The sequence below is a fragment of the Planktothrix sp. FACHB-1365 genome, assembly GCF_014697575.1.
Lineage (GTDB): Bacteria > Cyanobacteriota > Cyanobacteriia > Cyanobacteriales > Microcoleaceae > Planktothrix.
This window is the reverse complement of the sequence record NZ_JACJSC010000014.1, coordinates 65777-88126: the sequence shown is the minus strand read 5'-3', so window position 1 is coordinate 88126 and position 22350 is coordinate 65777. Positions and strand designations below refer to the sequence as shown.

The following is a 22350-nucleotide window of genomic DNA, read 5'->3' as shown; positions in this document are numbered from 1 at the left end:
TAATTTTCACCCCTACCTTTTATTATTAACGGTTATGATCACTGTAAACTCGACATCAACTCCCCTATTAGGGTCATCTTTAGAACAACTCACCGACTGGGTACAACAACAGGGACAACCTGCTTATCGAGGTAAGCAATTATATGATTGGATTTATCAGAAAGGGGCGAAATCTTTAGGAGAAATTACCGTATTTCCGAAACAATGGCGCGAGACCGTTGGTAATGTTGAGATTGGTCGATCTAATATTCATTATAAAGCGATCGCTCCCGATAAAACCATTAAATATTTATTAAAATTAGCCGATGATCAAATTATTGAAACCGTTGGAATTCCCACCGAAAAACGCTTAACAGTTTGTGTATCTTCCCAAGTTGGTTGTCCGATGGCGTGCGATTTTTGTGCGACGGGAAAAGGCGGTTTTACCCGCAATTTAGAAGCCTATGAAATTATTGATCAAGTGTTAACCGTCCAGGAAGATTTTCAACGGCGAGTCAGTCATATTGTATTTATGGGAATGGGAGAACCCTTATTAAATATTAATAATGTCGTTGCGGCGATTAAATCCCTCAATCAAGATGTGGGAATTGGACAACGAATGATGACGGTTTCTACGGTGGGTTTACGAGGAAAAATTCGAGAATTAGCCGAGTATGATTTACAAGTCACATTAGCCGTTAGTTTACACGCTTCCTATCAAAATATTCGAGAAGAATTAATCCCCAGCGCCAAAACCTATCCCCTATCTCAATTATTTGCTGAATGTCGAGACTATGTAAAATTAACCGGAAGAAGAATCAGTTTTGAATATATTCTCTTAGCGGGATTAAATGATTTACCCGAACACGCTATTGAATTAGCGAGTCAATTAAGAGGGTTTCAAAGTCATGTTAATTTAATTCCCTATAACCCCATTCAAGAAGTTGACTATAAACGACCGGATACCCAACGAATTAATCAGTTTATGGATATCCTAAAACAGCGTAATATAGCGGTGAGCGTGCGTTATTCCAGAGGCTTAGAAGCAGATGCAGCTTGTGGACAATTACGCGCTTCTAAGGTGTAAAATTGTTCTTATTAAAAAACATTAACAAGAGAGAAAAATGGTAAATTCTACTGAAATTTATGATGTTTTGATTGTCGGTGCTGGGCCAGTTGGATTAGCAACAGCACTCGGTTTGCGTCAACGAGGAATTCACAATATTTTAGTCATTGATCAAACTCATAATTTTCGTCCGGTGGGTCAAGTTTTAGATCTTCTTCCTAATGGTTTAAAAGCCTTAAATTGTATTCAAACTCAAGCTTATGAAGCCATAACAACAGGCGGAATCAGGTTTTCTCCTGCAAATTTTAGTCCCAATAATCAGCCTAAAATTTCGCCAGAATGGGTACAAAAAAATACCAACGGAGAACGGATTTCAGCAATTCCCTTAAGTTTTGAACATTGGTTCAATCTCTATGGAGAAGGTCGAGTTTCTATGGCTTGGTATGAGTTACAAACCTGTTTAAGAAACTTGCTTCCTGACAATCTAGTTAAAGTCAATCATCGTTGTGTTAATGTAGTAGATGAACCCGAATTAGGCTGTGTTAGAATAGACTGTATTTGTGATCGAGAAATCGAAGCAAATCCCTATGCTCATTGGGAACAAGAACAGCCTCAAAATCCTCTTATTTCTCAAGATTTAGAACCGTTAAACCCCTCTTTTCAACTTCAATCATTTCGAGCTAAAATTGTGATAGCTGCGGATGGAATTAACTCTAGGATTCGTCAAGTTTTATATAAAAATACACCCTACCAACCTGTCGCCAAACCTGAATATTCTGGGTTTTCGGCGATTGGATGTACACACATCACTGACATTCCCCAATCGTTAAGAACAGAACTAGAAGAAACCTTCTTTTCTGATTGTCGAATTGTTACCCTAATTCAGGATAAAATTACTCCAAATTGTCAGGGTTTAGACAAACCTAGAATGATTTTGCTCAATAGACCAACGGGTGAAATCGGCTATCTTCTCCATGCTGCTTTACCTTTAGAGACTCTGGAAAAAAGTTCAGGAAATTCATTAATTAATTTAGCCATAACCGATTTAAAAAAAGCCCATTTCCCCGATAGTCTTCAACAGTTAGTGGGTTTATCTTCCTTGGAAACCCTATACAAACGTCCCTATTATATTCATCGAGTTATAATTTCTAATCAACTCAAATTTCCCTCATCTGCTCATCTTTATGCTCCTGATTCTCATGTAGAAATGCAACCCTTTTGGAGTCAAGGACGAGTGGTATTAGTCGGGGATGCTATTCATGGAATGCCGCCTTTTGCGGCTCAAGGCGTTAATCAGGGATTTGAAGATGCTTTAGTAATGGTTACTTTACTTGAGGAATTAGCTAACAATAATCATTGGAATTATTCTGATAAAATCACACAATGTTTTCAAACCTACGAAGAATTTCGCCGTCCTTTTATGGCTAAAATTCAACAAGCAACCTTAGAACGATTGGAATGGTCAGAAACACAATTATTGGAATATAACCAAGCGGTTTATGGAAGAAATTTTCAGGATATTATTCAACAGCTTAAAGCATCAGGTTAGAAACCTGGTTTCTTAGGTCTTGTGCGTAAGTCTTGACTCTGTTCCCATGAAGAACTTTATTAAGATTTTATACGAAATCTTAATAAATAATATGAATTTGTTTTCTCATATCTATAGGGTTGACATCTACTGGACTCCTGGCTATAGTTAATGCAGACCAATATAATTTTATAGCATGAAGCTAAGATATCGATACAGAATCTACCCAACAGACCAACAAAAGAGGCTAATATCTCAACTATTTGGCTGTTGTCGGGTGGTTTTTAACGATGCCTTGGCTTACTGTCAAGAACAATACCGTGCAGGTAACAAAAAACCTAATAGCAAGGAACTTTCTAAAAGGCTAACAGACCTCAAAAAGACAACTGAAAAGCAATGGTTAACAGAAGTTTCTTCTATTCCCTTGCAACAGTCTTTAAGAGATTTAGAACAAGCTTACTCCAACTTTTTCAAATCCTGTAAAGGACAAAGGAAAGGCAAGAAAGTTAAACCTCCTAAATTTAAAAAACGTAAATCTAAGCAATCCGCTAGATTTATGGATAACGGTTTTAAACTCTACCCTAATTCAGATTACATTTACATCGCTAAAATCGGTGATATTAAAGTAGTCTGGAGTAGAGAATTACCCGCAGTCCCTTCCAGCACTACCTTGATTAAGGATAGTGCTGATAGGTATTTTGTGAGTTTTGTCGTTGAGTTTAATCCTCAACCCTTACCTGAAAACCAAAATTCTGTAGGAATTGATTTAGGGATCACCGATTTTGCCACATTGAGCAACGGTGAAAAAGTTAAATCTCCTAAACCTTTAAAGAAACAATTAAAGCGTTTAAGAAGATTACAACGGAATTTGTCAAGAAAACAGAAAGGCAGTAAACGAAGAGAAGTTGCTAGAAAGAAACTAGCTAAACTTCATGCTAAGATTTCTGATACCAGAAATGATTTCCTTCATCAATTGTCAACCCGGATTATTCGTGAAAATCAAACGATAGTCTTGGAAGACTTAAACGTTTCAGGGATGATGAAAAACCGGAAATTAGCCCGTGCTATTTCAGATTTAGGTTGGCAGTATTTTAGAACAATGCTAGAAGCTAAGTCTGTTATGTACGGACGTGATTTTCGTGTCATTGATAGATGGATTCCAACCTCTCAAACTTGTTCTTGCTGCGGTTTTCGCGGTGGCAAAAAAAAGTTAAATATTAGAGAATGGATTTGTTTAAATTGTGGTACTTCTCATGATGGCGCTAGCCGCGCCTGCTGGCGCATCGAGATATTAACGCCGCAATGAATATCAAGGTCGCCGGAGGGCTTTCGGAGACTTTAAACGGATGTGGAGAGAAGGTCAGACTTTCTGTCAAGAAAGCGCATCTCAGTGAAGCGTCAACCCGTCCAATATTTAAGCAGTTGTCAATATTTGATCTGCTAAAATAGATGGAATCCCCGTGCGTTCACCCTGGGGCGGATGTCAAAAACTCGATTCTGAGTCAGGAGCAATTTCTAATCCTGGTATTTGTCTCATTTGTTGCTGTTCTGTAATTAAATCGGATAAAGAATCAATATTAACTCCAATTCGTTGACAGGCGCTTTGAAGTGCATCCATAAACTGATCCACATCATCGCCATAACCAGAGAGTTTAGCCGCATTAGCAACGCCTTGTTTAGCATTAGCTTTTGCACAATCAATTAATTCTAGGTCGGTGAGGGGTTTTGCTTGACTCATTGTTAAAACGTTTAATCCTAATAACATTATAACTTAACTTTGCCTAAAATCACTCCATCTTCCGAGAGAAGGTTGAGTTATTTTAGCTGAATTTGCGCTTAATTGGCATCTTCAAATTTATATCCTACCCCCGTGACAGTTTTAATAAAACTGGGGTGGGAGGGGTCAGGTTCAATTTTTTTACGCAGTCTGGCGACATGGGTATCGACAACCCGTTCATCGCCAAAAAAATCATCCCCCCAAAGTTTATCAATCAGTTGGGTACGACTCCAAACCCGACCCGGATAACTTAGAAATGTAGATAATAAATTAAACTCTAAAGTAGTTAAATCTAAATTTTCCGTATCCCCTGATTCTAATTGACGGCTGGCGCTTCTTTGATCTAAATCCACTAAAAAATGGGGGGTTTGATACATTTGATTTTGTTGACCCCCTTGGCGCAAACTTCGTCTTAATAAAGCTCTGACTCTAGCTACTAATTCCCTCGGACTAAAGGGTTTTACAAAATAATCATCCGCCCCGGTTGATAAACCAATAATTCGATCCAGTTCTTCTCCTTTAGCCGTTAACATTAAAATATACGGATCTTTTTGTCCGGGTTTTTGGCGAATTCTAGCACAAACTTCTAACCCATCTAACCCCGGAATCATTAAATCTAAGATGATTAAATCCGGTTGCAATTCTTGAAATTTTTGTAAAGCAGCTAATCCATTATTCGCAATTTGACAAGAAAATCCTTCAGCTTCTAAAGTGTGCTGAATTAATCGAGCAATTTCAGGTTCATCCTCAACAATTAAAATATCCATAAATTAAAGAAAAATTAAAGAATTTACACGATCACTAAAAATAAGTGTAATCCCTAATTCAATGATCTTGTTTTAACCTCTTTATCTAAAAACAAGAAAACGGTTTGCTTTAGTTTAGATAGTTTTCCTACCGCATCCAGCAATCGTGATGGCTCGTCCATCCTGGGGCGATCGCACTTTTTGTACCAAACCTTTTTCATCCAATACCCGCACCGCATCACTCGCAGTTGCTGGGGTGACGGCTAAACCCTTTGCTACAGCAGCCAAACCCATCCCTTGATCGCCATTAATATCACGTCCCTCAAGGGCTGTCAACCCTCCCTAATCCCCAAACCCAGTACAGGACTTAATCTGTTAAACTAGGAAAACCTTTAATCTGAAGTTAATTCCAACCCCGACAATGCAAGACTTTTTTCAAAACATTTCTCGCTATCCCCGTTATTTTATTACCTTCACCCTGGGAATTTTCTTTTTCCTGTTTGAACGCCTAAAACCCCTTTTAAATCGTCCGGTAACAGCAATTGCCCTCGTGGGTTTACTGTTTAGTGTTTTTGCCTTTACCTTTTTTACCTTACGCGCAATGTTAGGCTTAAACCCGGTTTAAAAAATGAAGAATTTTTAAACAAAAAGGGCGGGATATTTTTTCCCTCCCTTTTTAATTTTAACTAAATTTTTTGTTGTAATTCATTCAAACGGGCTAAGACTTCTTGACTATGGATGGCTGGATTAACGCCTAGAAATGTTTCTCTTAAAATTCCATCAGGATCGATAATAAAAGTATGACGCATTGAGATAAAATTCAGCCAAGAACCATAGGCTTTACTGACAGTTCCATCAACATCTGCCAGCAAAGGAAATTTTAACCCCTCAGAGTCACAAAACTCAGCATGGGATTGAATATCATCAGCACTTACCCCTAAAATTTGTGTATTTTTAGCGAAATATTTAGGTAAGTCCTGTTGAAAACGACGGGCTTCTAAAGTACAGCCAGAGGTAAAATCTTTCGGGTAAAAATAGAGAACTACCCATTGTCCATGATAATCTGATAAAGAAATTTTTCCGTCTCCACTATTGGTGGGTAAGGTAAAATGAGGAGCCGGTTGATTTAAGTTGGGAAGTTTCCCTCCTAACGCCCAAGCCGGCGAAGTGCAGTTCAAACTAAAAACCGCTAAACCTATAGATAAAAGGAAAATGAAAAATAAACGACGGGATATCATAGTTCGGGATGATCATAACTCTTTACATAAGTTTACACAATCTGACGAATCCCTGGAACTTAATTTTGCATTTAAAAGTCTCAATCTTGGCAATCTTTAACTGAAAGAGCAATTTTTCTTGTAAAATATCAAGAGAAAATCAGGTTAATTTTGCCTTATTTTTCAGAGCAGTTTAGACACTTTAACTCATTATTTTATTATGGCTGATCAACCCCAATTAACCAGTTCTGCTACCGTGATTATGGTGGTTGAAGGTTTACCCATTACCATTCAAGTTGATGGTGCAAATGCCCCCCTAACGGCTGGAAATTTTGTCGATTTAGTTGAACGAGATGTTTACGATAACACCATCTTTCATCGTGTTGTTTTAGAACCCCAGCCGTTTGTTGTTCAAGGTGGCGACCCCCAAAGTAAAGATCCGAATGTTGATCCCAATACTTTAGGAAGTGGCGGTTTTATTGACCCAACCACAGGTCAAGTCCGAAATATTCCCTTAGAAATTAAACCCCAAGGGGCTACAGAACCTCTTTATAGCCAAACTTTTCAAGAAGCAGGAATTACCGTTCCTCCTGTATTAAGTAATGTACAGGGTTCAATTGCTATGGCGCGGTCTCAAGGAACCGATACAGCTTCTTCACAATTCTATATTAATTTAGTGGATAATTCCACCAATTTAGATGGGAGGTATGCCGTATTTGGAAACGTTGTTCAAGGGTTTGATATCGTCACACAAATTCGACAAGGGAATAGACTTATAGACGCAGAAGTGGTTGATGGAATTATACCGAGTCGTGTTTCTGGAGTGATTAACGATGTCAATATTCTCAACGCATTTATTAATACCATCAATCGTGCGAGTCTGCCTTTAAGTTATGCCTATCCTCGTAATCTGGATATTGATAATGTGATCACAATGACCCCAGAAATTACCCAAAATAATCCACGAGGATTATTAACTGGAGGGGGGAATGATCTGGTGACAGGTTCCATCGGACAAGATGTTATTAATGGAAATCAAGGGAACGATTCTCTTAATGGAAATGATGGAAATGATTATATTTTTGGGGGAAGAGATAATGATAGTTTGACCGGAGGGAAAGGGGATGATATTTTGAATGGAAATCGAGGAAATGATACAATTTTTGGAGGGGCTGGTTCAGATTTTCTGCGAGGGGGACAGGATAATGATAGTTTAAATGGAAATGAGGGCAATGATTTTCTAATCGGAGATTTAGGAACAGATACTTTAACCGGAGAAGGGGGGGCTGATATTTTTATGTTGCGAGGGGATGAAGCGACAAAAGTTTTTGATGTTAATTTAGCCGATATCATTACAGACTTCAATGTTGCAGAAGGGGATAAAATTCACATCCTTGATACCATTCCTTTGGCTAATTTAAGTTTTAGTGCTTCAGGAAATGACACGGTGATTCGTGTGGCTAATTCTGGCATTTTAGGCGTTGTCAAAAATGTTCAACCGAGTGTTGTACAAACGGGAATTGTGATTACCTCTCCTACAGATTTAGCATTAACAATTGGTTAAGGATTCCGCAGTTAGGGTGAGTGTGCCAAGCTGATACACTCACCCCTGACAGAAATTGTTAATCCGTTTGCTCAAAACTAGAATCCGTCAAGGGTCGATTTTGACTATCTCCAAATCCAGTTGCATTTCCCACCACGATAATTAAGATAAATAAGGCCAGAATTAAAGCTCCTAATGTTCCCCAGTCTGGAGATTGTGGAGGAGGCGGTTTTTTATCTTCAGGGGGCTTTGCTGGAGCAGGTTGAGGTTTAGGGGCGTCGGTTGGGGACATAAACGGAAGGTGAAAAATCCGGTTTCTTTTTAAATTAACAAAAAAAAATCCCCACCCTAGGGTGGAGAATTGGAGCGACTCAACGGTAAAATCTAGGCGTCGCTTTCAATGTGGATGAATAATAAACCCATTACCACAACTGGCATTAACCAGCAAACCACAGGAATTAAAATCCAAGGTAAAAAAGAAGCTGCGTATGCTCCGGTCATATCAAATTCTCCTATTGAATGTTAGAAAGTTGTCAAGTTTGGCAAAAAGTGAAATTAGCTATTGACAAGGCCGCGGAAAATCGCATCAACTATGCCAAAGTTTTCCAGCAGGAAGAAGGCAACAAAAGCTCCACCCATTGCACCGACGAAGAAACCGCCAGCAAACTGACTCCAACCTTCAGAGGTTTGCAGAGAATCAGTTTCTGAACCGCCTTTTTGGAAAGTAACCAATCCGTAGGCAGATAAACAAATCGTGGCAATTAGAATTAAGGTGATCGCACTGATTAATCCCCCTAAGTTAGCGGCGGTCGCATGATCGCGTAATGGCCCAAACTTGATCCAAGGCCCCGCCAAAAAGTAACCATGAGCCATGCCGACTTCCAAGCCTCGCAGTAAAGGAGATAAGCCTTTACGATAAGCAGGTAAATTCCCAATAAATGCACGGGTAAAATCCGAATCGCTAATCGGAGTGGACAAATTGCCGACAAACGGATCACCGTTATAGGGTTTAATCAATTCTGCCATGGGGTTTCTTTCTCCTCTAATAATTGAAGAACTTGTCGCAGTTATTAAGCTCATATTTTACGCAGGGATAGGCAATCTCGTTACAGAAATCAGCATAAGCTTCAAAAAAGTTCACATCTGGGGGGGATCACTTCCGCCGTTGGGTGTCTCACGGTGAAAACAAGTTAAGATTTAAGCGAGTTATCAACCCACTAAGATTGTCAGCACCCCGCTCTAAAGAGACGGGGCTTCATGCCTCTAACTTTGGATAGCTGACCAGCCTGAGCCTAGCGGCTACGTTATCGGCAAGTGTTCAAGAACCCACCAATAGATGCGTAGCTAGTCTGTTGCTCTGGAACTTAAAAGTTAAACAGTTTTACGAGGGGTAAAACAGTGCTTTTGAGATAGTTACCGACCGATAACATTGGCGTTCGCGTAGCGTGTGCGAAGCACTCAGCTAACTTCACCCTAGAAATAGGAGTGGGAGAAATCCCAAAAAAAACAGGAATCGGCAAATACAACAATTTTTGTCGGTTCCCAATCTAGTATTCACGGAGAATAAATTCTCCTGAGTCGTTTTTCCTCCGCGCTCTGAACAGACGCGGTTTCCAAACTTCCCATTTTTTTATTATGACTAAACCATTGAAATCCCTAAGCTATGCTGTTTTTGGGGCGATCGCATCAACGGTGTTTGCCTCGACGGTGAAAGCAGAACCCATGTTTAATGATTATCCCACCACCTATCAACCCTTTGCGGAAGATTTTATGCGCGCCGCCTCCAGAACTTCTGGAGATGTGTTTAAGAACAAATCCTTGCTGGGTCAGATGTCTACTTATTTGGGGATTAGTTTCCCTTGGCCTAATGGCATCAATGATTTCCCTGAAACCGTCATGACCAATGATGCCAGACTCGTGAATCAACTATATCGGGAAGCTATGTTGCGCCAAGTCAGCAATGATCCGATTATTCGGACTCCCGATATGATCAATCCCTATAACACTTCAATTCTCACCCAACCGTCCTATACTGATCTCAACCTTCAAACCCCACCCCAGCTACCAACACAACGTCGCTAAGGTGGAGGGAGGCACCATGGCACGTCTGGTACAGACGTGCCGGACATTCAACCTTGGGTGTCTCCCTCCACCCTTCAAAGAGCACACCCTATATCCGTGTCGCGGTCAGCGCCCGGACAGGAGGTTCGTCTTTGGTTGTTTGTTCGGGTTCGTCGGAGTCGTCAATATAAATATCAGCCCCATTGACAATAGCCCCCAATAGTCGCGGACGATATTTTTTGGTTTCCCCATCCTCGGTATCCATTAACTTATCCGTCACTTCCCCCAACAACCCCGAACTTGTATAAATAGGACGAGCGACTATCACCATACCATCGGTATAAGGCTCCAAAGTTAAAACGTCATTACTACTATTAAAACAAGGACTATCAATGACTACATAATCAAATCGATGGCGCACTTCTTCCAAAACCCGTCGAAATTCACTGGATTCGAGAATCGTTGAAGGTTGACGTACTGGCCCTGGACTGGGAATCACTGACAAGTTACTGACATTGGGAACAAGATGAATACAACTATATAAGTCTCCATAATATTGTAAGGGTTCAACGGAACTTTGAGGATCAAGGGCTAATCCTAGGGAGTTTGAACTTTTAGAAACGGAGCGGAAGTCGGCTTCAATTAATAAGGTGCGTTTACCACTCCGAGCGGATGCGATCGCTAAATTATAAGCAGTTAATGTTTTTCCTTCGCAACTTCCGACGCTGGTAATTAAAATAACCTTGGGAGATTTATTCCCTACTTGTTGTAGGTTACTGCGAATTTTTTCATAAAATTCCAGATAAGCAGAATGAGGTTTCAATAGTAACGGTAAACGATCTTCTTCTGAATATAAAAACACCGTTGGAACCACACCTAAAAGGGGAACCTCACGCTCCTTAAATGCTCCCTGAATCTCTTCCCAAGTGTAGAATTTTCCACTGAGCATTCCTAGGACAAAAATAATCACTGCACCCCCCAACACACCGCCAAGTCCGCCCATTGCTAAAATTAAAGCCATACTCGTCCCTTTGGGGGTTTCCACGTCGGGAGCTTCTGCTTCTTTGGCGATCGCTAAACTACTGGTTGTTTCGGCTTCAGCCGCTTGAGCATCTACTAATTTAGCTTGCATTTGATCATACAACGCTTTTTTATAAGCCACCTGCTGTTCTAGCCGTTGTTTTTCCATTTGTTTATTGGGAATTGTAGCATAATTTTGCTTTAAATCTTCCCCGGTTTTAATAGTAGCTTTTAATTGTTGTTCTAGGGTGTCTTTTTGTGTTTTAAGGGCTATCAAATTTTGAGCTAATTGTTGACGGGTGGGGTCGAGGGAGGAGTCAACACGAATTTGATCAACTTGTCGCAAAGGTGCTGCTATTCCATCTCCTCCTAACACTTCAGCCGCCCGTTCTTGTAACTGTTGTTCGGCGGCTTCCTGACGTTTTATCAAGTCCGCTACCACTGGATGTTGATCTCGATAATCTTTGCGTAAAACCGCTAATTGAGATTCAATTTCATACAATTGAACCCGTAGTTGAGCAATAATTGGATCGGCGGCTAAGGCTTGGGAAACAAAGGCTTGATCAACGTTTAAACCGAGTTGAGATTCTACACTAGCAAGTTGAGCATTCAAGGCTTCTAATTGTAATTTAATATCCTTTTGCTGCTGTTCATTGGTTAAAATAGCTCCAGGTAAAGAGCCACTTTCTAAGGTTAAAATTGTAGCGCCTTCACGCTTATCATAATTTTCTAACTCTTTTTCTGCTTTTCTGAGTTCCGCCTCAGACGGTTTTAACCGGTCTTGAATTGCTGTAATAATACTATTTAATTGTTGAGTATTAATAATCCGGCTTTGTTCGTGAATCTTTTCCATCAGGGTATTAACAAACTTTACGGCTCGTTCTCGCTGATAATCTTGAAAAGAAACTGTAATTTTCATCGGACTTCCGGCGCCATCTTTCCCTCCTGGAGCGGCTGGCTCTAGTTTAATAGCTAAATTTTTTTTCAAGTCATTGGGGGAAATATTAAACTCCTTAAGAAGGGGTTCTACTACAGTCCTGGGAAGCAACATTTCCGAAGTTAATTGTTGTCCTTGTTGTTGAATAATTTCACCCGTCTTAGAAAAAATCACGGGACTACTTTGACCCATCATTAAACCCGTAGCTTTATAAGGAGGAGTGGGAGGAGTTTCCATTAACATTGCAGCGGCTCCTGATATTCCTAGCGCCACAACAAAGGTGGCAAAGCCTGCTAATTTATAACGTTCAAAGGCGATTAAATATCGTTTAATAATGGGTAAAGTCATAATCAGTTATCAAGTATCCGCATTATCAGTGTAGAGGGGGTTACAATAGCCTTACGGCATGGCTTCGCCCAGGCACGTCTCTACTTGATTATTTTTTTGTGCTACTACCACTACTAGAACCAGACGGACTAAACAAGTTTTCTACCCCCGATTGTAACTGTTGGAAAAATAGAAGAAATCCCAGAATATCGCGGAAAGGTTGTGTGAAATTATTTAAAACATAACTCACCCGAGCCACTAAGTTACGATTGACAACAATCACATCATTATCTTGTAACAAAACATTATCCGTTGCATCACCCGCTAATACATTTTTACCATTTAAAAGCTGTCTTGTAGGTTTTCCGGTTTGGGGATCATAACGAATTAAAGCAACCTCCTGCAAATCTGCTAAATTCAAGGGAACGGAATTCAAGGCATCAATAAAACTGCTACCATTAGGTAACACCACTGCGCCCACCGCATTAATCGGATAACTCAAAATCCTCACCTGAATTTGAGGGCTGGCTAAAGTTGAAGTCGCTATCAAACGTTGATCATAACCTTCCTTCTCATCGGGTTTAAGTTTGGGGATAATAATCGCATCACCATTTTGTAAGGATACATTGGGTAAGGCGGTTGCTTCCTTGATGGGAGTATACAAATCCACAATATCTTCGACTAAACGACCATCAACAGTTATTCGACAAATCAACACGGACCGTAAATCCGATGTAATTCTCGCTCCCCCGGAAGCTTGAAGCGCCGTCGCCAGTTGTCCACCTCCGGGGGGAAGCTGATAAAAACCCGGTCGAGTCACGTCGCCAACAATAGTGACGTTGACGGCTGTTGGGGCTGCGGCTAAACTATAGGTTTCTAATATATTTCGGGTTGGCCCTTGATAAGCTCGAACTTCCTGAGAGGGGACGATAATCACATCGCCATCTTCCAGTAACACGTCTGCTGGTCTTACCCCCAATAACAACGGGGTCAGCAAGTCCACTTCAGTTTCCACAACCTGACCGTTAGCTAAAGCACGACGAATCTTAACCATCCGCAAATCCGCCGCCGTTGTTGTTCCCTGGGCGGTCGTTAAAGCAACCGGGAGTTCTGGACTGGTTAAGGGATAAAACCCCGGTCTAGCGACTTCCCCGGTAATAGTGACCCGCACAGGACGCTGAGTTAATAAGGAAAGATTGACTTGGGGATTTTTTACATAGGAATTTAAACGATTGACGATAGTTGACTGCACTTGTTCTAGGGTAGCATCCTGAACTCGAATCGCCCCAATTAAAGGCAATAGAATCGCACCATCCGGGGTAACGGTTGTGGTGGAAACACTTAAATCGTTAGACCGTTGACCATTAATAAACACATCAATATACAATTGATCTCCTGGCCCTAGACGATAATTCACACCTCGGTTTTCGCTCAAACGCTTGAAAAAGCTATTATCAATGGGCGGTGGAATAGCCCCAGAGCGATCTAAAATTGGATTTCCGGCTTGTTCAAACAGTTGGATCAGTTGGGGCCAGGTAGGCTGGGGAAAAACTGGCGGTCGTAGTTGTCCCCCTGGATAAGGTTGGCTGGGTATTTCCTGGGGAAGTACGCATTTTTCTGGAAGGGTAACGGTTTGGGCTAAAACTTGTTGTTGGGTTGGAAATCCCCACAATAACGTCATAAAAGAGATGACCCAACTCGTGGAGTACAGACTAGAGAGAAACACCGAAGCCGACGTTTTATGGTGATTCATATGCGGAGTGCGTCAAGAGTGCGTCAAGAGTGCGGGGTGCGGAGTGCGGAGTGCGGAGTGCGGAGTGCGGTATTAACTGATGACTGATGACTGATAACTGATGACTGAAAAGAAGCTTGTACACTTTCACCCAAACTTGTCGCCACTGGCCAAACGTCTTGGATGTTACCGAGGGGTTTAATCGGTATCAAAAGACAAACGGCTACCCAGGGGGCTCGATTTTGACTCAGTTGCGCCCAACGATCTACCCAAAACCAACGACCCGGCGCTGGATGTCCACCGTTAGGCCAAGCGTACCACTGAGCTACCGCATAGGTTTGAGTCGCAGTCCAAGCTTTAAAAAATTTGACCTCAACTTCAACGGGATCTAAGTCCTCAGAATTGGATTTTACCGAAAAGCGATCGCGTTGTTCCCCATCCGTTTTCCACCCTAGAAATCCAGTTAAATCCATCCATTCCACTTGAGGTTGATCCTTATAATAATTTTGGGTTAATAACAACACAATTGCTGTTTGCTCATCCCGTTTTACCTCCTGTTTTAACCACCGTTGATTTCCAATTTGGATCGACTCAATTTTAACCGTTTGCCATCCTGAAAGAGCCAAACCTTCTTTTCTAATGGTTTGCAGTTGGGGCAAAGTTTTGAGTTGAGGCATATCAATCCATGACCATTTCTGGTTAACATAACCCGGAAGTGCCGCGCCAATTAACAATGCTGTCATTACAATCACAATCAGAACTTTCGATAGTCGCATAATCAGTTATCAGTTATCAGTTATCAGTTATCAGTTATCAGTTATCAGTTATCAGTTATCAGTTATCAGTCATCAGTTAAGAACTAAGAGTTAAGAATTAATAGCTAACAGTTAAGGAATTAGCCAATTCTTGCACTGATAACTGGTAACTGATCACTGATCACTGAACACCGATAACCGATTAATTAATACTACTAATAAACCCAGCATACAGGCTGAATATAAATCTCCACCCCACCCCTCATGGAGCCAGGAGAATAACCCATCTTGGGACGTTCCATGAAATAGGGTTAACAAAGTATTCCGAATAATATTAGCAATAACGCTAATTAAAGCTGCACTCAATAAGAAAAAAATACTGAGATTTCTGGATGCTAAAAGTCCCGTCCAATACAGTAACATTAACCCCACATAAAGGCTAGTAAACAACATCTTTAACCCCGCACAATGGGGAGCAACCTCCACAACTTGACCATTAACAAACAGATAAATCTGTTCCACCCTCACATCTAAATTAAACTGCGTGAGAATAAAACCAGCAACATGAGCAATAAACTTCTGCAAAGGTAAAGCTAAAGGTTCGATTAAAAAAGGTAAATGACTAGGCGTTGCTAACAACACAAAAACTAATGCAATTCCCTGTAATTTTAAACCCGGTATTCCTTTAAATTGCAGGCAAAGTCCTGCTAACATCAAAGGAAAGGAAAGATTAACTAAATCCGCTAAACCACTCCCATAAAAAAGACTGGCCAGCAAGATGAGCATCATTCCTAAAGGATGGCTAGTATTCGGTAACTTTTTCCACTGATGCCGTTTTGTCCATACAATATAAGCGGCAAAGGGCAAACCAATTAAACCATGACTAAAATATTCATGCTCAATCCCAATATTCTTATTAAGCCAGCCATCATACCAATGAATTAAAAGCGGTGCATACAACAACACCATCAAAACAACAATAACCCAATCTAACAGAGATTGTTCAATAGCGATAGTCAGTTTACGGTTGAAGTGCATAATCAGTTATCAGTTATCAGTTAACAGTTATCAGTTGACAGTGATCAGTCATCAGTCATCAGTCATCAGTCATCAGTGTAGAGACGCGCCTGGGCGAAGCCGGTTCATGCCGTAAGGCTATTGCCGTAAGGCTATTGGCGCGTCTGTACCAGTTAACAGTTTTTAACCTAGAGTTTATGGCTTATAGTTTTCAGTCAAAAATCATTGACAATGAACTATAAACGATTAACTGCTAACTCTTCACTGATAACTGATTACTGATAACTGATCACTGATTACTGTGAGCACGTGATTAATTTGGTTTGTGGTTAACCCTGGATACATCGGTAAAGATAAAATTTGTTGACTCAGTTTTTCAGTTTGGGGGAAATCTCCTTCCTTGTAGCCTAAATTTTGATAAGCGGGTTGGAGATGGCAAGGAATGGGATAATGGATGCCAACTTGTATTCCTTGTTCAGTCAGTTTGTTTTGCAGAGTATCGCGATTAATGGCACAATCTTCCGTTACGCGAATCACATAAAGATGATAAACATGACCATCTGCACCTTGATTTTCAATCGGAATAATCCCTTTTTCTCGTAGTAACAAAAGAGACGCATCATATTTTTCCGCAGCAAAATTGCGATCGCGATTCCAACCATTTAAATGGGGTAACTTGACTTTTAAAATCGCAGCTTGTATCGTATCAAGACGGCTATTCGTTCCTCGTTCAGTATGGAGATATTTTTGCGGAGCCCCATAATTCCGTAAACTCCGCAGATTTCGAGCAACGGTTTCATTTTGCGTCACCACTATTCCGCCATCCCCAAACCCCCCTAAATTTTTACTCGGATAAAAACTAAAAGCAGCCGCCAACCCCACACTTCCCGCACAATAACTTTCCCGCTCTGCTAAATGGGCTTGGGCTGCATCTTCAAAAATAATTAAATTATGGGATGCGGCAAAGGCAAAGAGTTGATGGGGAGAAACCATCTGACCATAGAGATGAACTGGAATAATTGCCTTAGTTTTTGAAGTCACAAATTTATCGGCTTGATTGAGATCAATTAAGGCCGTATGGGGTTCACAATCGACTAATATGGGAGTGGCCCCTGCGTGTAAGACTCCTATCAATGTGGCAATAAAGGTATTGGCCGGAACTAGAACTTCATCCCCCGGTTGAATTCCACAGGCTTGTAAACCCAGGGCGATCGCATCTGTTCCACAGGCGACTCCCACCCCATACTGAACCCCACAAGCCTGAGCAAAAGCAATTTCAAATTCTGCCACATCGTGACCTAAAACAAAGTCCCCCTTATCTATTACAGCCTGGATCGCCGCTTGAATTTCAGGTTTCAAGGGATCGTGAATAAAACTCAAATCCACAAAGGGAACAGAAGTTAGGGTGCTAGTCATACATCAACTATGAGCATACATGGGCAACACCAGCATAACTTAGGCTATTGGCTGTTGACTGTAATCAGTGATCAGTGATCCCAGAATCAGAAGGAATAAAAAGTGATCTTAATAAATCTGTCAAGAGGATGGTAACAAAACTTAATTAAATAAGCAATAATCTGTTACATTCGATGTCTCTTGTCAGCAAATCTAACGGATATTTAATTATGTTTTCTCGATTCATTCCAACACCTCCTCCCTTAACAGCAAAATCTCGCGTTTATGACCTCAAAACCCGTCTGGATTGGGGTGAACCCGCTTTAACGATTATTGATGTCCGCGACTTAAATAGCTTCAATCATTGCCATATTCAAGGTGCAATTCATACGCCCTTTGAGAATCTTGCTGAACAGATTTTATCACATTTAGAACTAAATCGTGATATTTACATTTACGGTGAAAGCGATGAACAAACGGCTGAAGCAGCTACGAAACTGCGTGAAGTTGGATTTAAAAAAGTAGCTGAGATCATCGGAGGTTTAGCAGCATGGCAAGCTGTTGGTTATCCGGTAGAAGCGATTAGTGCCGTTGTTTAATAATCCTGAAAAAATCAGTTTATTGCTGGGCTTTAATCCTCTAAATATGGGGACTAAAGCCCAACAACAAATTGATTTAAGCTAACAATAATTATATCTTTATTTATTTATTTTCTGATTGTTTAAATCTTTAAATTTTTAACTGCGGGGTATTATTGGAGAGATGTCGCTCCCAGAGGGCAAAACTTTAGGCTGAGTTGTTGTGGTAAAATCTAGCATAGAACCCACAAAATCGGAACTATAAGGGTCTGGTTAGCTTAAGTTGTGTTGCAAGGGGTTAGAAAGCGACTAACCCAGTTCGTCCGGTGTTAAGCCAACCCCCAAGGCCCTTCCTCGGTTACAGTCAATATCGATAACAAGGGAAACTAGGAAAACTATGCCGCAATTGAATCTGATCGATCCCAATGGTAACGGGAATCTTAGCTCTATTTCTTCTTCCGTTGCCAACGGTCACACCCCTTCCCAACAGCAGCGTGATCATCGGGATCAATCCTCAGACTATAAGGCAGTTCAAGTCATTCAACCACTCGAACTCGATTTAGATGCCGTAAATCAGCAATTGGCTGATGCGGATGCCCTTACGATTGTCACGTGGGCGGCCGAAGCCTTTGGGGAGGGTTTGGTCATGAGTACCAGTTTTGGAATTCAAGCGGCTGTGATGCTGCATCTGGTGACTCGTGTTGTTCCAAATATTCCGATTATTTGGGTTGATACCGGTTATTTACCGACAGAAACTTATATTTTTGCTGAAGAGTTAACACAACGCCTCAACCTGAATTTAAAAGTTTATCAATCTCCCATCAGTCCAGCCCGAATGGAAGCCTTACAGGGCAGATTATGGGAAAAAAATGATGTTGAAGCCTTAAATTATTACGATAAAATTCGTAAAGTTGAACCGATGCAACGAGCTTTAAAGGAATTAAAAGCAACGGCTTGGTTAGCCGGATTACGGGCAGATCAAACCAGTCATCGGAAAACCTTAAATCGAGTAGCTAAACAATCGGGACGTTACAAAGTCCATCCGATTCTGTCTTGGAATTCTAGGGATATTTATCAATATTTAACTACCTACAATTTACCTTACCATCCCTATTTTGATCTCGGATATACCACCGTTGGAGATTGGCATTCCAGTCGTCCGTTAATGGCAACGGATGAAAATGAACGGGATACTCGTTTCCGAGGTTTGAAACAAGAATGTGGTTTACATTTACCCCAAACCGAAGAAGAAGCAAAAAGTTTGGATTCCAGTTTCTTATAATATCCATTCTTTTTTCCTTAATCCCCCAGCATCAATTCCGGGGGATTTTTTTACTCTTCTTCTTTTTGGATTAAAGATAGACTCTCTACTGATAACTGATAACTGATAACTGATAACTGAAAAGATCAGCCTGTATTTCGCATTCCCGCCGCAATTCCGTTAATGGTTAATAGTGCTCCTCGGAGTAATTCTCCTTTGCTATAACGGGAATGAACGACACCAGAAGCGACGGATTTTCCATGTTGACGTAACCGTTTTAATAAGGCTACTTGCAATAAACCTAACGGTATAATGGTGGCATTGCGTAACTGAACGGAACGTTGTAAGACGGGATCATCATCTAAAAGTCGTTGGTGTCCTGTAATTTGTTGAACTAATTGCGTTGTCAGATGGTATTCCTCTGCAATTTGTTGGAATAACACTTCAAACCGTTCTTTATCTTCAGCATGACTTAACTCCCGAACATAGTGATGGGCAATTTCGATGTCAACCTTGGCTAAGGTCATTTCCACTTTAGAAATCATCACTTTAAAAAACGGCCATTTCACATAGAAATACCGCAACAGTTTAAGATTTTCTTGGGGTTCTTCGTGAATAAATTCCTGTAAAGCCGTTCCCACCCCATACCAAGAGGGTAATAAAAAGCGGCTTTGTGTCCAACTAAACACCCAAGGAATAGCCCGTAAACCCGAAATATCTTTCTTTTTATCGCCACTGCGACGGGCGGGACGGGAACTAATTTGTAGTTGGCTAATTTCTTGAATGGGGGTGACTTGATGAAAAAATTCCACTAAATCAGGTTGTTCATAAATTAACCCCCGATAGTGGCTGCGAGAGCGGGTTGCCAACTCTTCCATAATTTGATTCCAAGGATCAATTTCATCAAAGCCGTTATGGAGTAAACTAGCTTGAATTGCCGCCGTTGTCACACTTTCCAAATTAAATAAAGCCAACTGAGAGAGGGAATATTTGGACGCGAGAACTTCCCCCTGTTCGGTAATTTTAATCCGCCCGTTAATACTTTTACCCGGTTGGGCTAAAACCGCTTTATAAGCTGGGCCACCGCCTCGACCGACAGAGCCCCCCCGTCCGTGAAAGATGCGAAGACCGACTTTATAAGATTCAGAAACCTTTTGTAAGGCTTTTTGGGCTTTATGAATTTCCCAGTTACTACTTAAAAAACCTGAGTCTTTATTACTATCGGAATAGCCTAACATAATCTCTTGTAAAGATTGGTCAGGATCATTCTGCACCAGTTGATATTTTTCATAACCTCCCCCTAACATCGCCCGATATAACGGTAACTCAAACAACGTTGTCATTACACGGGGGGCGCGTTTGAGGTCTTCTACCGTTTCAAACAAGGGCACCACCATCACATTTCCTATCCCCGTCGCCGGGTCATACAGTCCCGCTTCTTTTGCTAATAGCAACACTTCCAGTAAATCACTGGCTTCATTGCTCATACTAATAATATAGGTTTGGCAAATTTGGGGCCCAAACTCCTGCTGTAACTCCCGCATGACTCTAAAGGTGTTGATAGTTTCGCAGGTTTTTTCAGAAAAGGGTAATTCCGCCGGAATTAAAGGGCGGCGAGTTTGGAGTTCAGAGGCTAACCAATGACATCGTTCTGCTTCGCAAAGATCGTTGTAAGATTGGGGTAACAGTTGCAGATAACTAATAATTTCGTTGAGGGCACCGGAATGCACAGAAGATTCCTGACGCATATCCAGCCGCGCTAAACTAAATCCAAAAACCTCCACCTGACAGATGAGATTTTCTAATTCTTGACAGGTCATCCCCGTTTCTTCCAAGTTGCGTTGAATCAGTTTTAATTCCCCTAAGAAATCTTCATCGGAGCGGTACAATTTACTAGCTTCATGGTCAGGAATTAAACGTTCTCGAATGCGAGACAACTCAGCATTGTTGTACATTTGCCAATTGCGATCGCGAGTATTTTCTAATCGTTTTTGAACATAAGATAGTTTTAAACGATAGGGTTCTTGACGATAGCGAATTGCCGTTTGATCATAGATGTCGGGTAATTGACCTTGATCTCGATCTAAAGATTCCAATAATTCAGGAAGAACATCACTCCAATGTAACGATAAACTGAGTACCCGACTGAGGCGTTTAACGGCTTCAATATATTTTTCTAGGACAACATGACGTTGATAACAAGCTGTTTTCCAGGTGACTTCCGGTGTTACCGATGGGTTTCCATCTCGGTCTGCACCCACCCATGACCCAAATTTACAGAAGTCATATTTAGGTAATTTCAGATAGGGGAAAGAAACGTGCAGAGCGTGTTTTAAACGCTTATAGAGTTGAGGAATGATATCAAATATAACTTCCTGGAAATAGTGTAGGGAATAGTCTACTTCATCGAGAACCGTTGGTTTAAATTGATGAAGTTCATCTGTTCGCCACCATAACCGAATTTCTTCGGTTAATTTTTCATGGAGTTCTTCTGTCCATTCCGAGAAAATGGAAGATTCTCCTAATTCTTCATTTCTTAATCCGTCAAAGCTTTCATCAACTTGATCTAATTGTTCTAAAATAGTGGCAATCCGACGCTGTTTGGTGCGGATGGTATGGCGAACAATTTCCGTCGGGTGCGCCGTAAACACCATACGAACATCAAGTTGATCTAATAACCGTTGGATTTTTTGAGCGGGAACATTCAACTGTCGCAGCATGGGAAACAGAGAATGGAATGTTGCTAACTCCCGATCTTGTTCGGTGTAGTTGGTGACATTAGCTCCGGGAATTGGACTTTCTTCTTCATCGGAAAACCGTTGATTCCGAGATTCAAAAGTAGACATTGATTTAACCGGGGAAATCGCTAGTTTTCCTTTACCTTTTCCCTGGGAATAAGCTAGTTGTTGTTCCCGTTGTTCATAATGTTGCTCAACAATGTTGATCAGTTGAAAATATAATGCAAACCCTCGCGCTGCGCGAATGGCTTGGTTAATATCAAGCTGTTCAATTAATTTCAGGACGTCTGAGCCTTGAAACTCTGCGGCTTGTCCTTCGGGTGAAGTCATGGATGCTAACTGATGGAGTAGGTCTACCAGTTGTTGACCGCATTCTTGGCGGAGAACGGACTCCCAGACATCTTCGATAATTTTAAGACGATTCCGCAAAAACAAATCCGACGTGGTAGTAGGTGGGTTTGATGAAACGACCGTGTTTGGAACCTGTTCGGAGGATTGGAGCAGTGAACTCATAATGGTCTGTTTGGTGTGTGGCAAGAATATCCAATTTATTGTATGGCTTAATTTCTCCCAAAACACGGAACATTGCAGTCAAATCCATAACCCTTTAAGCTAAATTTAATCACAACGGGGGGTTGAGGGCTAAGTATAGAGTAGGGAGCCAGAAGTACAG

21 protein-coding genes are annotated in these 22350 nt (G+C 41.1%); 8 read left to right on the top strand and 13 right to left on the bottom strand.

Translation table 11 applies throughout. The annotated features are described in order from the left end of the window. Nucleotides 1-34: 34 nt before the first annotated feature. The 3 genes from rlmN (at nt 35) to H6G57_RS16315 (ending at nt 3879) form a co-directional block, all read left to right on the top strand. Nucleotides 35-1066, top strand: a complete 1032-nt coding sequence (gene rlmN, locus H6G57_RS16325; RefSeq protein WP_190520336.1) for a 23S rRNA (adenine(2503)-C(2))-methyltransferase RlmN — start codon at nt 35-37, stop codon at nt 1064-1066. 37 nt (nt 1067-1103) lie between these two features. Beyond that, the gene (locus tag H6G57_RS16320) at nt 1104-2594 is read left to right on the top strand and encodes an NAD(P)/FAD-dependent oxidoreductase (RefSeq protein ID WP_190520334.1); all 1491 of its coding nucleotides are present in this window, start codon (nt 1104-1106) and stop codon (nt 2592-2594) included. Between the two features lie 175 nt (nt 2595-2769). Then, a complete protein-coding gene (locus H6G57_RS16315; protein WP_242048996.1) occupies nt 2770-3879 on the top strand; it encodes a transposase in 1110 nt (369 codons plus the stop codon). Between the two features lie 177 nt (nt 3880-4056). Here the strand turns inward: H6G57_RS16315 and H6G57_RS16310 are convergent, their stop codons facing one another. The 3 genes from H6G57_RS16310 to H6G57_RS16300 form a co-directional block, all read right to left on the bottom strand. Then, nucleotides 4057-4311 carry a hypothetical protein gene (locus H6G57_RS16310; protein ID WP_190520332.1) on the bottom strand — a complete coding sequence of 85 codons (255 nt, stop codon included), beginning with the start codon at nt 4309-4311 and terminating at the stop codon, nt 4057-4059. Nucleotides 4312-4409: 98 nt separating this feature from the next. Beyond that, nucleotides 4410-5117: a response regulator transcription factor gene (locus H6G57_RS16305; RefSeq protein WP_072717605.1), complete on the bottom strand. Its 708-nt coding sequence runs from the start codon at nt 5115-5117 to the stop codon at nt 4410-4412. A gap of 114 nt (nt 5118-5231) precedes the next feature. After that, the gene (locus H6G57_RS16300; RefSeq protein WP_199314344.1) at nt 5232-5432 is read right to left on the bottom strand and encodes a MarR family winged helix-turn-helix transcriptional regulator; all 201 of its coding nucleotides are present in this window, start codon (nt 5430-5432) and stop codon (nt 5232-5234) included. A gap of 85 nt (nt 5433-5517) precedes the next feature. Between H6G57_RS16300 and H6G57_RS16295 the strand changes: the two genes are divergently transcribed. Then, nucleotides 5518-5721 (top strand): DUF751 family protein, encoded by a 204-nt coding sequence (locus H6G57_RS16295; protein ID WP_190520330.1) that lies wholly within the window; start codon nt 5518-5520, stop codon nt 5719-5721. A gap of 61 nt (nt 5722-5782) precedes the next feature. On the opposite strand, the gene H6G57_RS16290 is transcribed toward H6G57_RS16295, so the two are convergent. After that, entirely contained in the window at nt 5783-6334 is a 552-nt protein-coding gene (locus tag H6G57_RS16290; protein ID WP_190520328.1) for a peroxiredoxin, read from the bottom strand. Between the two features lie 199 nt (nt 6335-6533). On the opposite strand from H6G57_RS16290, the gene H6G57_RS16285 reads away from it, so the two are divergent. Next, the gene (locus H6G57_RS16285) at nt 6534-7877 is read left to right on the top strand and encodes a peptidylprolyl isomerase (protein WP_190520326.1); all 1344 of its coding nucleotides are present in this window, start codon (nt 6534-6536) and stop codon (nt 7875-7877) included. 58 nt (nt 7878-7935) lie between these two features. On the opposite strand, the gene H6G57_RS16280 is transcribed toward H6G57_RS16285, so the two are convergent. From H6G57_RS16280 to H6G57_RS16270, 3 genes are all read right to left on the bottom strand, one after another. Continuing rightward, nucleotides 7936-8148: a hypothetical protein gene (locus tag H6G57_RS16280; RefSeq protein ID WP_190520324.1), complete on the bottom strand. Its 213-nt coding sequence runs from the start codon at nt 8146-8148 to the stop codon at nt 7936-7938. 92 nt (nt 8149-8240) lie between these two features. Further along, nucleotides 8241-8357, bottom strand: coding sequence for a photosystem I reaction center subunit VIII (locus tag H6G57_RS16275; RefSeq protein ID WP_190520322.1), 117 nt, complete (start codon nt 8355-8357; stop codon nt 8241-8243). 54 nt (nt 8358-8411) lie between these two features. Next, the gene (locus tag H6G57_RS16270; protein WP_190520321.1) at nt 8412-8882 is read right to left on the bottom strand and encodes a photosystem I reaction center protein subunit XI; all 471 of its coding nucleotides are present in this window, start codon (nt 8880-8882) and stop codon (nt 8412-8414) included. Between the two features lie 609 nt (nt 8883-9491). On the opposite strand from H6G57_RS16270, the gene H6G57_RS16265 reads away from it, so the two are divergent. After that, on the top strand, nt 9492-9938 hold the full coding sequence (locus H6G57_RS16265) for a hypothetical protein (RefSeq protein WP_190520319.1): 447 nt from the start codon (nt 9492-9494) through the stop codon (nt 9936-9938). 88 nt (nt 9939-10026) lie between these two features. Here the strand turns inward: H6G57_RS16265 and H6G57_RS16260 are convergent, their stop codons facing one another. The 5 genes from H6G57_RS16260 to H6G57_RS16240 all read right to left on the bottom strand — a co-directional run bounded on the left by H6G57_RS16260 (nt 10027) and on the right by H6G57_RS16240 (nt 17121). Next, complete coding sequence (locus H6G57_RS16260) at nt 10027-12222, bottom strand: AAA family ATPase (RefSeq protein WP_190520316.1); 2196 nt, start codon at nt 12220-12222, stop codon at nt 10027-10029. A gap of 88 nt (nt 12223-12310) precedes the next feature. Beyond that, on the bottom strand, nt 12311-13882 hold the full coding sequence (locus H6G57_RS16255; protein ID WP_242048995.1) for a polysaccharide biosynthesis/export family protein: 1572 nt from the start codon (nt 13880-13882) through the stop codon (nt 12311-12313). 95 nt (nt 13883-13977) lie between these two features. Continuing rightward, nucleotides 13978-14709, bottom strand: coding sequence for a cyanoexosortase B system-associated protein (locus tag H6G57_RS16250; protein WP_190520312.1), 732 nt, complete (start codon nt 14707-14709; stop codon nt 13978-13980). Nucleotides 14710-14862: 153 nt separating this feature from the next. Further along, nucleotides 14863-15726: a cyanoexosortase B gene (gene crtB / locus H6G57_RS16245; protein ID WP_190520310.1), complete on the bottom strand. Its 864-nt coding sequence runs from the start codon at nt 15724-15726 to the stop codon at nt 14863-14865. Between the two features lie 240 nt (nt 15727-15966). After that, complete coding sequence (locus H6G57_RS16240) at nt 15967-17121, bottom strand: DegT/DnrJ/EryC1/StrS aminotransferase family protein (RefSeq protein ID WP_190520308.1); 1155 nt, start codon at nt 17119-17121, stop codon at nt 15967-15969. Between the two features lie 209 nt (nt 17122-17330). Here H6G57_RS16240 and H6G57_RS16235 point away from each other — a divergent pair, with 209 nt between their 5' ends. Next, nucleotides 17331-17699 carry a rhodanese-like domain-containing protein gene (locus tag H6G57_RS16235; protein ID WP_072717591.1) on the top strand — a complete coding sequence of 123 codons (369 nt, stop codon included), beginning with the start codon at nt 17331-17333 and terminating at the stop codon, nt 17697-17699. Nucleotides 17700-18075: 376 nt separating this feature from the next. Continuing rightward, nucleotides 18076-18960 carry a phosphoadenosine phosphosulfate reductase gene (gene cysH / locus H6G57_RS16230; protein WP_190520305.1) on the top strand — a complete coding sequence of 295 codons (885 nt, stop codon included), beginning with the start codon at nt 18076-18078 and terminating at the stop codon, nt 18958-18960. Between the two features lie 125 nt (nt 18961-19085). Here cysH and ppc read toward each other — a convergent pair whose 3' ends face one another. Next, nucleotides 19086-22190 (bottom strand): phosphoenolpyruvate carboxylase, encoded by a 3105-nt coding sequence (gene ppc / locus H6G57_RS16225; RefSeq protein WP_190520303.1) that lies wholly within the window; start codon nt 22188-22190, stop codon nt 19086-19088. Nucleotides 22191-22350 lie beyond the last annotated feature (160 nt).